The organism is Psychrobacter sp. PG1, from assembly GCF_014897815.1.
In the GTDB taxonomy this organism is placed as follows: Bacteria; Pseudomonadota; Gammaproteobacteria; order Pseudomonadales; family Moraxellaceae; genus Psychrobacter.
Window position 1 is genome coordinate 145,174 of the sequence record NZ_JABUZG010000048.1, and the last position, 13,432, is coordinate 158,605.

At 44.2% G+C, this 13,432-nt stretch carries 11 protein-coding genes; 7 read left to right on the forward strand and 4 right to left on the reverse strand.

Translation table 11 applies throughout. The annotated features are described in order from the left end of the window. Position 1: 1 nt before the first annotated feature. The 4 genes from INT03_RS05080 (at position 2) to INT03_RS05095 (ending at position 2,853) form a co-directional block, all read left to right on the forward strand. A complete protein-coding gene (locus tag INT03_RS05080) occupies positions 2 to 517 on the forward strand; it encodes an ABZJ_00895 family protein (protein WP_045447693.1) in 516 nt (171 codons plus the stop codon). 147 nt (positions 518 to 664) lie between these two features. After that, positions 665 to 1,213, forward strand: coding sequence for a DUF421 domain-containing protein (locus INT03_RS05085; RefSeq protein WP_193007868.1), 549 nt, complete (start codon positions 665 to 667; stop codon positions 1,211 to 1,213). Positions 1,214 to 1,342: 129 nt separating this feature from the next. Continuing rightward, positions 1,343 to 1,831, forward strand: a complete 489-nt coding sequence (gene rlmH / locus INT03_RS05090; protein ID WP_055125193.1) for a 23S rRNA (pseudouridine(1915)-N(3))-methyltransferase RlmH — start codon at positions 1,343 to 1,345, stop codon at positions 1,829 to 1,831. Positions 1,832 to 1,959: 128 nt separating this feature from the next. Then, positions 1,960 to 2,853 carry a DODA-type extradiol aromatic ring-opening family dioxygenase gene (locus INT03_RS05095; RefSeq protein WP_193007869.1) on the forward strand — a complete coding sequence of 298 codons (894 nt, stop codon included), beginning with the start codon at positions 1,960 to 1,962 and terminating at the stop codon, positions 2,851 to 2,853. Between the two features lie 137 nt (positions 2,854 to 2,990). On the opposite strand, the gene INT03_RS05100 is transcribed toward INT03_RS05095, so the two are convergent. Further along, a complete protein-coding gene (locus INT03_RS05100) occupies positions 2,991 to 4,484 on the reverse strand; it encodes an amidase (RefSeq protein WP_193007870.1) in 1,494 nt (497 codons plus the stop codon). A gap of 214 nt (positions 4,485 to 4,698) precedes the next feature. Continuing rightward, positions 4,699 to 8,061 (reverse strand): DNA translocase FtsK 4TM domain-containing protein, encoded by a 3,363-nt coding sequence (locus tag INT03_RS05105; RefSeq protein WP_193007871.1) that lies wholly within the window; start codon positions 8,059 to 8,061, stop codon positions 4,699 to 4,701. A 609-nt stretch (positions 8,062 to 8,670) separates the two neighbouring features. Here INT03_RS05105 and trxB point away from each other — a divergent pair. The 3 genes from trxB (at position 8,671) to INT03_RS05120 (ending at position 11,034) form a co-directional block, all read left to right on the forward strand. Next, positions 8,671 to 9,693, forward strand: coding sequence for a thioredoxin-disulfide reductase (gene trxB / locus INT03_RS05110; RefSeq protein WP_193007872.1), 1,023 nt, complete (start codon positions 8,671 to 8,673; stop codon positions 9,691 to 9,693). Further along, a complete protein-coding gene (gene aat, locus INT03_RS05115) occupies positions 9,694 to 10,503 on the forward strand; it encodes a leucyl/phenylalanyl-tRNA--protein transferase (RefSeq protein WP_193007873.1) in 810 nt (269 codons plus the stop codon). A gap of 96 nt (positions 10,504 to 10,599) precedes the next feature. Further along, complete coding sequence (locus INT03_RS05120; protein WP_045447676.1) at positions 10,600 to 11,034, forward strand: MerR family transcriptional regulator; 435 nt, start codon at positions 10,600 to 10,602, stop codon at positions 11,032 to 11,034. A 63-nt stretch (positions 11,035 to 11,097) separates the two neighbouring features. Here the strand turns inward: INT03_RS05120 and rimI are convergent, their stop codons facing one another. Continuing rightward, on the reverse strand, positions 11,098 to 11,586 hold the full coding sequence (gene rimI, locus INT03_RS05125; RefSeq protein WP_226951670.1) for a ribosomal protein S18-alanine N-acetyltransferase: 489 nt from the start codon (positions 11,584 to 11,586) through the stop codon (positions 11,098 to 11,100). Between the two features lie 186 nt (positions 11,587 to 11,772). Beyond that, positions 11,773 to 12,963 carry an elongation factor Tu gene (gene tuf / locus INT03_RS05130; RefSeq protein WP_055124836.1) on the reverse strand — a complete coding sequence of 397 codons (1,191 nt, stop codon included), beginning with the start codon at positions 12,961 to 12,963 and terminating at the stop codon, positions 11,773 to 11,775. Positions 12,964 to 13,432 lie beyond the last annotated feature (469 nt).

The window sequence follows — 13,432 nt, forward strand, 5'->3', positions numbered from 1 at the left end:
TATGTCACGCAAGACAACCAATCTCAATAAATCCAAGACTCATTCAGGTGGCGAGCCGCTGCCGAAAAACCATGAGTCAGCGCAGCCTAAATTGGCACAATATGTAGGATATTTCGCGATTGGCTATACGCTTGCCAGCGCAATATTTATGATGATTCAAACCAAGCTTGCTGTGAATTCGCAACTGGTAACGGTATTGTCTATCATTATCGGGGCTTATATCGCGGTTCGTAAATTTGTCAAACATCAGCAGCGCGCATTGAATAGCGGTGAAATCAATCGCTTAATGTTTGGCGGCGTCGCGGTGGTCTGGCTACTGACTGTCATTTATTTCTTAGCCATATGGTTTTGGTTGTTTGATGCGGTAAATCGCGAAGTCCTACTAGAAATGGCCGTCCAGCAACCACTACCATTGGTCTCATCGCTGGTGATGATATTGGTGCTGACACTGGTCAGTGCTCGCATCAGTCTTTGGGCGATCAATCGCCTGCTTGACCCCAAACGCAAAACTATGTGAGTGAGGAAACCTCAGCCGAACCTCTACAAGGTGCTACAAATTTTTCTTCCTATTAATACATAAAATCCGTTAGGCTAACTTTAATGAGTAACCTTTTGAATGATTTTAGGTGATTAACGGTTTTATATTTTAATAGGAGCATTTATCATGGACATGGTTTTTTTTGACAATATAGACAAGCTTGGACGCATCGTTTTGACGACAGTCATGGTTTATGTGTTGATCGTACTGGTGACCAAAGTCTCAGGTAAACGCTCCACCTCGCAGCTTAATAATTTTGATTGGATCGTCACCGTGATGATCGGTTCACTTGGTGCCAGTACTATTTTGCTCAAAGACATTCCTTTTGTCGAAGGAGTTTCATCGATTTTAGTACTTTATTTATTGCAGTTTTTAGTTACGAAATACGCCTCTATCTCACCGCAATTTAGCAGTTTTATTTTGTCAGAGCCGCGTATTGTTTTTTATCAGGGGCAGTTTTTGCCAGATGCCATGCGCGCTGAGCGGCTGACTCGTCAAGAGATTGAATGTGCGATGCGCTCCGAAGGCATGAATAGCTTTGATGATATTGAAGCCATCGTTTTTGAATCTGATGCCAAGCTTACTATTATTCCAAAACCCAGCCCAACTGATGTAAGCGATAATGACCAAAATACAGAAGATAGTGTCTCGCAAACCATACAGCCTTTGATGTAATACCTATTGCTTATCGAAGATTAGTAAAGCATAAAAAAAGCTTCGTAGAATCTTGTTTGTTACGTTCACTTCAGCGTAAAATTCTTTTGTTACATTTGACTAATGACTAAAATTAAAGTGGTACTGGCTATGAAAGTAAGGATTTTAACCGTCGGTAATAAAATGCCTAAATGGGTACAGACGGGGTTCGATGAGTATTTTAAGCGTATCCAACCTATGCTCAGCACAGAAATCGTGGAAATTGCTGCCGCAAAGCGTGCAAAAAACCCTTCTGATGCCAATTTGGCACAATACCGTGAGCAAGAAGGACAGTCAATACTAGCCGCTCATAATGCCTCAGGGCGTGAGCAACTATGGGTATTGGATGTCAAAGGTAAAATGATTTCCACAGAAGGGCTGGCTGATAAATTAGCTGATGGCATGCAGCAAGGCGATGATATTGCGCTGGTGATCGGCGGTGCAGACGGCGTATCGCCAGAAGTATTAGCCAAAGCCGATGTAAAATTATCACTATCAGCGCTGACATTACCGCATCCGTTGGTACGTGTTGTGCTAATGGAACAGTTGTATCGCGCGATGAGTATCAACAACAATCATCCTTATCATCGTGGCAATTAAGCAGTCATTAAACACTGCCATACTCTGTGCTAATATTTTTTGCCGAGATTCTGTGCTGATAGTTTATGGGCAACAATATCAATGATAGAAGCGATTGAAAAATCGCGGCGCGCCCTAATAAACGCTACATGAAATATCCAAAACATGCGACACCTAACGCCCCTCATGCAATTCATCAGCTTGATGACTCGTACTCTCATTCGCCAACGCCGATCACGGCGACTGGTGTTTGGGCAGATGCGCCTATTTTAAAATCAAATGTGGCTAAGCTACCAGCGTTGTTTATCTCGCATGGCGCACCCACGCTTGCCATTGAGCAATCAGCCACGACCAGTGCACTGAGTCGTATCGGGCAAAACTTACCGAAGCCACGTGCCATCCTGATTATGTCAGCGCATTGGCAATCCGCCAAACTCGAAATAAGCAGTAATCCGCAACCCAAGACTTGGCACGACTTTTCAGGTTTTCCGCCTGAGCTATATGAGCTTCAATACCCTGCAACTGGTCAGCCAGCACTTGCTGAATCCCTTGCCCAGCAGCTCACTGCACGCGGTATTACTTGTAGCGTCAATCCAGTGCGGGCTTGCGATCATGGGGTATGGGCACCGCTCAGGCACTTATATCCAGAGGCTGAGATACCTATCGTACAGGTTTCTCTACCGCAGCATTATGACAGTATCGCCTGTTATCAATTGGGTGCGCAGCTAGCGCGCCTACGTGAAGAGCAAATACTGATCATTGGTTCAGGTAACATTACCCATAATCTGCAAGCATTACGCTGGCAAGCAGATAGTGTTGACCAAACGGCTAAAGCATTTAAGCAATGGCTGCTACAACAGCTCAAAACAGACATTCCTAGTGCTTTAGATTGGCAGCAATATCCTGACTATAAAGATATTCATCCGAGTGATGAGCATCTGTTGCCATTGTTTTTTGCCCTAGGTACAGGTCAGCGTGTCTCAGTTGTCCATCAAAGCATGGCGCATCATAGCTTGGGCATGGATATTTATCGATTTGATTAAGTAATATCAATGTCAAAAAATCTGAGTAGCCTGAAATATGAGAGTCGTACTAAAGTAACCATTGCACGCGCATTCTTTGCTATTCACAATTTTGGCAATGATGTAAGTAATCATTACTTAATCGATAGAATGCAAACTTACTTCTCAAAGGCTGCCTTGGTAAACAACCCTGCTCGCTCCATCTCCCCTGCTACACTGAATAATGTCGCTTCATCATTCATACGCCCAATCAGCTGCATCCCAATTGGCAAACCTTTTTTACTCATTCCTACCGGTAATGACATCGCTGGCAATCCTGTGATATTACCCAGTAGTGTAAAGGCCATTTTGCCCAGTACAGGCTGACTAAGCTTTTCGATCATACCTGAGCTAAAGGCATACTTACCCATATCGATGCCCTTATTGAGCACTCCTGCGCTACGCATGAGCATTTCATCCATACGACTTGGTGGCAGTACACCATGCTTAACTGCAGGTGTCGGTACGGTCGGACATAAAATCATGTCATAGGTTTCGAGTAGCAAGCCCGTTTGATACTGACTGTGATGCCAACCATGCTTAGCATGCGCCAAATCAACGGCTGATAATGAGCGACCCAGCAATGCCATATTGTAGGTTTGCGGCTCTAGGTTTTTGATATGTTCTACCCCAAAGTCACGCTCGATATTATCAATGGTAAAAGCGGTATGGGTGCAGACCACCACCATAAAGTCATGCCAAAACTGCTCGATATTGATATTCGGCTCAGCGGGTATGACGCGATGACCCATGGCTTCTAGCTGCTTAGCCGTTTGCTCTAATACGGCTAACACTTCTTTGTCCACCACAGTATTGGCAATCAATGGCTGTTGATGCAAGGCAATGGTTAATTGCCTTGGTGCGCGCATCGCAGCTTGCAAAAATGTGCCATCAGGTGGCGCGATGACATAAGGCGCACCAATCTCTGCGCCATTTGTAGCGTCGAGCATCGCGGCACTGTCACGTACGCTGCGGGTAATCACGTGATCTGCGACTGCACCTTCCCAGCCTTCCCCGAATTTAGGGCCTATCGGGTTACGACCACGGCTGGGTTTGAGTCCAAACGCGCCGCACCAAGCAGCAGGGAAGCGTATTGAGCCACCACCATCACCCGCACCCGCCATCGGTACGATACCGCTCGCCACTGACGCGGCACTACCGCCCGATGAACCGCCAGAGCTGTAACCTTTTTTGAAAGGGTTATGAGTCGCACCATGGGCTTTTGGTTCAGTGGTAATGATTAAACCAAATTCTGGCGTATTGGTTTTGCCAAAAGTATTCACACCTGTGGCTTTCATGCGCTTGACGATTTCACTGTCGCTCTCAGAGATGATATTAACACTACGACTGCCCATCGTGATTGGCTCATTAGCAAAGCTAAATGACAAATCTTTGAGCAAATAAGGCACACCATTAAATATACCTGAGGGTAATCCCGCCTGTGCAGCATGATAAGCACGGTCATCGAAACGATGGATAATAGCGTTTAATTTGGGATTGAGTGTATTGGCTTGATAGACGGCAGCATCTAACAACTCTTTAGCGCTGACTTCACCTGAATTGACCAATGCCGCCAATGCTATGGCATCATATTGGGTATATTCTTTAAACATAACCTGCCTCCTTGCTGAGTAATGAACCTAAAATTTCTGAAAATTGAGTGATATTTATCACTCAACAAAGGTCAGTTTAGTATAAAAAACGAGTGCTGATAATTGATAAAAAACTGATTGGTCACTCAGACATGAGCGCTATCATATTTTTTCAATAAAAAAGACGAACCACTTTTGTGACTCGTCTTTTTTATTGTCTAATAAAGTCTAAACGCTACATTAATAGCTCACGCTTACCGCTTTTGCCCATTGAGCTGACCAACCCCGCGTCCTCCATGGAATCTACGATACGTGCGGCACGGTTATAGCCGATGCTAAATTTACGCTGAATACTTGAAGCAGAAACTTTTCGCGTCTCCATAATAAAGGCCACAGCATCGTTATAAAGGTCATCGTCCTCACCAGAGGCGTTAGCCGTACTACCACCGCCACTAGGACTAGACAGTTCAAAGTTGCCTGCCATATTATCAATATAATCAGGCGCACCGCGTTCGCGCCACGCGTCACAGACACGGTTGACCTCTTCATCGCTGACATAGGCACCATGCACACGATCTGGCTCAATTTGCCCAGGCCCTAAAAACAGCATATCACCATTACCCAGCATGTCTTCGGCACCGCCACTGTCCAGAATCGTCCGCGAATCTACTTTTGAGTTCACTCGTAATGCTGCACGTACAGGAATATTGGCTTTAATCAGACCAGTAATGACATCGACCGATGGACGCTGGGTAGCCAGCATTAAATGAATACCTGCTGCCCGCGATTTTTGTGCCAAGCGGGTGATAAGCTCTTCGGCTTGCTTACCAACCTGCATGATCATATCGGCAAACTCATCCGCGACAATGACAATCATCGGTAAGGTTTTTAGCTTCGGCGCTTGACTGATACTCACGCTATCATTAGGTCTCCATAATGGATCGAGCATTGGATTGCCCGATTTCTCAGCAGCAATGACCTTTTTATTAAACTCGTTAAGCTTACGCACTTTGAGCAAACTCATCAGTTGATAGCGACGTTCCATCTCTGCCACGCACCATGACAAAGCACTGGCCGCTTCAGTCATATCGGTGACAACTGGTGTTAATAGATGCGGGATATCATTATAGTTGGCAAGCTCAAGCTGCTTTGGATCAATCAAAATGAGACGCAGCTCATTTGGCGTATATTTGAGTAGCATCGATAATAGCATCGAGTTGACCAATACCGATTTACCCGAACCTGTAGTACCAGCAACCAACATATGCGGCGCGCGCGCAAGGTCAGTAATGATGGCATTACCACCGATATCCTTACCCATCGCCATGCTGATTTGAGCTTTGGGATCTTGGAATTTTTCGGTATTCAATAGCTCAATCAAACGTACCATTTCGCGCTGCTTATTGGGTACCTCGATACCGATATACGGCTTACCCGGAATTACTTCAACCACACGCAAAGACGCCATCGATAGCGAGCGAGCCAAATCACGTGAAATACCGGTAACCTTACTGGCTTTTACACCAGCAGCAAGCTCAACTTCAAAGCGGGTGACAACAGGACCCGGAATGGCGTTGACCACATTCGCCTTTACATTAAACTCTTGTAATTTAATCTCTAGTAACTCTGATAATTGCTCAAGCTCGGCGACGGTATAACTGGGCTTACGATCAGGGTCTGGCTTATCCAAAATAGAAATCTCTGGAATAGGCGTTAGGCTACTGCGATAGGCAGCTGTTTGCATCGAGCGTGATTTTTGGCTGAAGGCGGCATCATCACTAATATCTGGCATAAAGGGCGCATTGACATCCTCAGCGCTATCATCCTCTGGCATCATGTCAGTGATATGATTGCTACTATCGCCCTCAGGTACTGCAAAACTTACCGTTGGTTTAGGCGCAACCATTGGTTCAATACCTGACGCTGTGACGCGGGTTTCTACCGTAGGCGGCAGTTTAGGATTAGACGGTGGCGTATTGGTCGGCGTCATATCGGCAACTGACGCAACTGGTTCAACCACGTCTACTGCTTTGGCGACACTCGCTTCGTTAGATACAGAAGAAGTCTCGAAATCCTCTGACAGTTCAGGCTCTTCATCAAACCATTTATCAGTAAAGTCGTTCATTTTGCTATTTGATGAGTCTGTCGCAGGCGCTGTGACTGCTGCTTGTCTGGGCAGCTCAGTCCTATTGGCTGCTTGCACTGTTTCTGCAGGCTGCATAGCTGTAGATGTTGAGACATCCGCATGCTCTGCCAACCATGCATCGGCCAGTATATCAACGGCCTCCACTTTATCCTCTAACTCGAACGATTTAGGCTCATTATCCGTTTCGTCAGCCGTCTCACCGTATACCAGCTCATTTATTGATGGCTGAGCTGTTGACTGCAAGTTCTCTGTTGATTGAGCTTCGGACATCTCTACGGCTGATATCCCTGTAGAGTCTAGCACCGCTGTCTCTAACGACTCAGTATTGCTATCAGCAGATACAGAAGTAGTAGCAGCTGAATCAGAAGTGTTCATATTATTAGCTTGATAAGCCACTTGCTCGCTGGCTAATAAGTCATCGACAGTATTGGCGTCATTCCAAGTAAAGCTTGGCTCGACTTTACGGATACCAGTCATGGCAGGACTTGACGGCGTCGATGTATTCGTATGACTTACTAGATTTTGAACAGTACTGCTAGGTGTTTCTACTGAGACAGGGACAGACTCACTATTCTCACGACTAGATTTAGCAGCTGAATTAGGCATCGCCGCTTGTGTTGCGGCAACTACAGAAGCTTTAACGCTCTCAGCCAACCCTGACGTTGCCAAGAACTCTGACAACACATTGCTGAACCGACCACTGTTGTCTACGGCTTGAGCATTGCCAGCAACTTGCAACTCAAGTGGTAACTGCTCGTGATCGGCTGTGTCTTTTTTCACATTATTTTTGACTATGTTTTCATCATTTTGCTTGGCATTAATATTTTCTAGCGTGGTTGATACGCCATCGTGCTTCCTACCCTGACGCTTCACCCCTGAGCCAAGCCACGATAGCGCCTTAACCTTCTCATAAATCGCTAGCCAATGAATATTAAAGGCAAAAGTCGCGGTAATAATGACGAATGCCGTCAAGAAAATCACACTCCCCCACTGCGATAAAAGCTGTGCCAAACGCGCCTGTAATTCAAACCCAATAATGCCACCAGCTACGCTTTCCAGCCCTAGCGTTCCTGGATTGGTCAATTGCTGTACTAACGCCACCAATTGTGCAAACAAAGCGCTGGCACTTAATAATAAAAATACATAAGCAACCACTCGCATCAGCCAAAACGTTGGCTTGTTGTCCCACCAAATAAGGATAGACTCATAAACCACAAACGCCAGCAGCCACCATGCACCAAAACCAAAGAAGCTATAAAGCAAGTCAGATAACCAAGCACCCGATTCACCGCCTACATTATTAATCGTGGTCATATCGCTACTGATATGCGACCAACTAGGATCGTTACTGGTATATGTCATCAAAATGACAAATAGATAAACGGCCAGTATTAACCCAAGAAGGGTAAATATTCCCTTTTTTAAATACTCAATAAGCGGTGCTGATATCACGTAAGATCTGCCTTGTTATTAATACTAAATGGTTGCCAATGCATGACTAAGCCTAATCATGCTGACATAAAGCGCTGATAAAGGGTTGGATATAAAGTGCTGATACAAACGCACTTAGCGAAGTGTACAGAAAACATTGTCTATTATAAAAGCGATATATAACAGCCTTCTTTTTGCCTTTGGCACACTTGGCATAACTTCTTATAATAACAAATACATAGGGATAGTGGCGACCGTCTTACAAAGAAAGCGTGCAATAAAATCAGTCTCTATACGGTTTAGGCAAAAATCATACGGTTTAGGCAAAAATCATACGGTTTAAGCAAAAACCTATGTCACTCGCAAAATATAACGAATAGAACAAGGACAGTCATATTAGATAAGACCTATAAAATACCAGCGGTTTCTAACCATAATATTTCAAGAGAAATATACTTTGATTGTAATCATACCTGTGTTTGTTTTAGCAAACTTGTACTTTTCGTCCAATGCCCTTATGTTATTATCACGCAGCGATTAGAAAATCCCATTAGCATCAATTTTGAAGACTGTTTTTTATTATATTGCTCACTCGTATTTTTAACATTTATATTTAGCAAGGAACAACTCATGGCAACTGACAATACCGCTCCACGTCACGAAAAACTCATTATCCTAGGCTCAGGCCCTGCTGGTTATGCAGCGGCTGTGTATGCAGCACGTGCCAACCTGAAACCTGTCATGGTCACGGGCATGGAAGTAGGTGGACAGTTAACTACCACCACTGAAGTCGATAACTGGCCGGGCGATGCGCATGACTTAACAGGTCCTGCATTGATGGATCGTATGAAAGCCCATGCCGAGCGCTTTGGTACTGAACTGGTTTATGACCATGTCAATGAAGTCAATTTAAACGTGCGCCCTTTTGAGCTGACAGGCAATAATGGTAGCTACACTTGTGATGCGCTTATTATCTCGACTGGCGCGTCAGCACAGTATTTGGGGTTGGAGTCAGAAACCAAATTCCGTGGCCTAGGCGTATCAGCGTGTGCAACTTGTGATGGTTTCTTTTATAAAGATCAAAAAGTTGCTGTCATCGGTGGTGGTAATACTGCCGTTGAAGAAGCCCTGTATTTATCTAACATTGCCGCTGAAGTGACCTTGGTACATCGCCGTGATAGCTTACGTTCTGAAAAAATCCTCCAAGATAAACTGTTTGAAAAGGTCAAAAACGGTAATATTAAAATCGAGTGGAATCATAAAGTCAAAGAAGTCGTCGGCGATGACATGGGCGTCAATGGCGTTATCATCGAATCTATGATTGATGGCAGCACCAAACAGTTAGACGTGTTTGGCATGTTTGTCGCGATTGGTCATAAGCCGAATACAGACTTATTTAAAGGTCAGCTGGATATGAAAGACGGCTATCTTATTGTCAAAAGCGGCTTAGACGGCAATGCCACACAAACCAGCATCGAAGGTGTATTTGCCGCAGGTGATGTCGCAGACCATGTCTATCGTCAAGCTATCACTTCTGCTGGTACGGGCTGTATGGCCGCGCTAGATGCTGAAAAATACTTGGATGCGATTGGCGAAGCTACAGCCGCTGACCATACTTATGCGTCAACATTGACTGCTGATAAAGAAGCCTAAATGGGTAATTTCTCTCAATACAACAATGAGCACATCACGCCTGAGACCTTAAAAAGTTTTGGGCGTTATGACTTTCCTGACCCTTTGATGGTTGATCCTGACGGCATTGGCATCGTCGCTGTCGGAGGAGATTTGGCACCCGAAACACTGATTTCTGCTTACGCGCAGGGTCTGTTTCCTTGGTTTAATGAAGATGAACCAATTGCATGGTGGTGCCCTGAACCGCGCTGTGTGATGGTGCCAACCAATTATAAGCCAAGCAAGTCGCTGCGTAAGCAAGCCATCCGCGAGCGTTGGCAATTAACCCTGAATCAAGCTTTTGATGACGTTATTCATGCCTGTAGTTTACCGCGCAGTGATCGCCTCAATAATGAACAGCCCGAGGGCGAACATACTTGGATTCATGATGAAATGATTGAGGCTTATACCGAACTGCATGCACAAGGATTTGCGCATAGCATTGAAGTTTGGAATGATAAAGGGCAACTCATTGGCGGGCTTTATGGTCTAAAAATAGGTAGCATTTACTTTGGCGAATCGATGTTTCATATCACCTCTAACGCCTCAAAGTTCGCATTTTGGGGTCTAATGCGCTTATGTGAACAAAGCCATGTGGCGCTAGTTGACTGTCAGCTACCAAATGAGCATTTGATGAGCTTGGGTGCAACCACGCTACCGCGTGCTGACTTTTTGACTCAATTGGATCTCTTAACGGCTAATAGCACTGTCAAATGGCAAAATAACTCTCATAAACCACTCGCCGTATCGTTACTTGATACCATAGAACCTTGGCAGCTTATCTTAAAATAAATACGATGACGAAGTGATTGATGGCTTATGCCTGTTTGTTAATCGCTACTTTATTAACTCGTACCTTATCAACTGCTACCTACCGACGAGGTTATCATGGCACCCGACACATCGTTCTTACTGATTGGAACACTGGCTACAAAAGCTCAAACAACCAAAGACACTGTTCGTCATTATGACCAACTGGGCTTGCTAAAATCTCGTAAGCGTCAGGCAGGCTCGCGTTTATATACCGAGTTTCATCCAGAATGTATTGAACGTATTGAGCTAATCAAAAGTGCGCAAGCGATTGGCTTTACACTTACTGAAATCAGAGACAGCTTGAATGATTATTACGATGGTCAATTGGATGTTGATTTACAACTGATGCTTACTCAGCAAAAATTGGCGCAAATACAAAAACAGCAAGCCAATATCAGCCTCATGGTAGAGCTATTAAGCGAACGCATCGACGTTCTTGAGCGTATGAAAGTAGATAATGACTATAAACTCAATATTGAAATCTGTAAAAAGAAAATACCCACTCAATAATGATAAAAGTGCCGACCCATCTACTACTCTGCGGGTTTATTTGGTTCTATTCGATGCCATTCATTATTCTCGGACGTACAGGCGCTGCATAATCAATGCATCAATAGCTGGTTGATGGGGAGTTTGGTAATACCCTTTACGCTTATGAATTAGAGCAAATTCTTGCTGTTCATATAAGGCTATCGCAGGCGCATTATCTGCGCGCACCTCTAATAAAAGGCTCTCTACCTGACTGGTCTTTAACTCTGTATTCAGTCTGGCAAAAATTTGTGAGGCAATACCTTGACGTTGATAATCAGGATGCGTGCCAATACGTAAAATCTCCGCTTGTTCAAAAATCACTTGATATAGGCAATAGCCTGTCACAGTATTACCAGCAATACTGTCTTTTTGCTCATAAACGATCAGCATATGCATGCTATCTTGTTTGAGTGATTCCACTAATGTCTGAAAACCCCAAGCATCTTGCAGCTGAACGATGGCTTCAATATCCGCTACTGCTTGCAGCACTTGCTCAAAATCTGCACTATGGGTTGATAAAATCTTTATCATCAACATTATGTATCCTCTTATTATTATTTATACAAACTCAAATACAATAGCACTTACTGTATTTCAAATATTTATCATTACAATATTGATTATGCTATTACGTTTTTATAGCCAAAAAAAAGCCACCCTTAAACAAGGATGGCTTTTTCATAACTAACTTACAAGCTCATTACTGAGACTAATAGATTAGTTTAGTACGTTAGCAACAACACCAGCGCCTACAGTACGGCCGCCTTCACGAATAGCGAAGCGAAGACCTTTGTCCATAGCGATTGGGTGGATAAGCTCTACGCCCATCTCAACGTTATCACCAGGCATGACCATTTCAGTACCGTCTTGTAATTGGATTGCGCCAGTTACGTCAGTCGTACGGAAGTAGAACTGTGGGCGATAGCCGTTTAGGAATGGTGTGTGACGACCACCCTCTTCTTTTGACAATACATAAACTTCAGCGTCAAACTTGGTGTGAGGAGTGATTGAACCCGGCTTAGCTAGTACTTGGCCACGTTGTACGTCTTCACGTTTAGTACCACGTAGTAGTACGCCACAGTTTTCGCCTGCACGACCTTCGTCAAGCAGTTTACGGAACATCTCTACACCAGTACAGGTGGTTTTTTGAGTGTCACGGATACCGACGATTTCAATTTCGTCGCCTACGCGTACGATACCAGATTCAACACGACCTGTTACAACAGTACCACGACCTGAGATTGAGAATACGTCTTCGATTGGCATTAGGAATGCTTTGTCAACGTCACGCTCTGGCTCTGGGATGTAGGTGTCAAGAACGTTAAGAAGTTCTACAACCGCTGGTTGGCCATATTTTTCTTGTGAGCCTTTTAGGGCTTCAGTCGCTGAACCATGGATGATTGGGGTATCATCACCTGGGAAGTCGTAGTCATTAAGAAGTTCACGAACTTCCATTTCTACGAGTTCTAGCAATTCTTCGTCATCAACAACATCACATTTGTTCATGAATACGATGATGTACGGTACGCCAACCTGACGTGAAAGCAAGATGTGCTCACGGGTTTGTGGCATTGGGCCGTCAGTTGCTGATACGACTAGGATTGCGCCGTCCATTTGAGCGGCACCAGTGATCATGTTTTTAACATAATCGGCGTGACCTGGGCAATCGACGTGAGCGTAGTGACGTGCTGGGGTGTCATATTCTACGTGTGAGGTGTTGATGGTGATGCCACGTGCTTTTTCTTCTGGTGCTGAGTCAATAGACGCGTAGTCTTTGGCTTCGCCACCAGAGGTGATTGCTGCTACCGTTGCGATGGCAGCTGTTAGGGTTGTTTTACCGTGGTCAACGTGTCCGATTGTACCGACGTTGACGTGTGGCTTTACGCGTTCAAACTTGGCCTTTGCCATGGGTATTTCCTCTTTTTTTGGTGAATCTTTATCAATCAAAGATCGGTGAATAGCTGTTTGACGGCTCATGATGCATACAAAACCATCAAACCGTTGACGCTATGGCTTATCTACTAAAACTGTTTGATCACTTTACGACTGTATATATGTGCTCAGATCATGCATTTCAATGCTGCACACATAAGTTTAAGCATTATACGTATTTTTTAATCTAGTGAACATTGCAAGATATTATACATTATCGCTGTTGCACTACTTTATCTTAGTGTAAATCATTAATAATATTGGAGCCTGTCAAACCTAGATGCTTTTATCTTAAATATTTTTATACAATTACTCATGTATTGATAACTTAATAAATTGACAGCACTAAAAGGCAACACCTCAGTGTCACCCTTAAATATTATTTGCTACACTGTAATTTATAATTTTCAATATTTTGTAATTTCGATATCGACACGAACTGTTT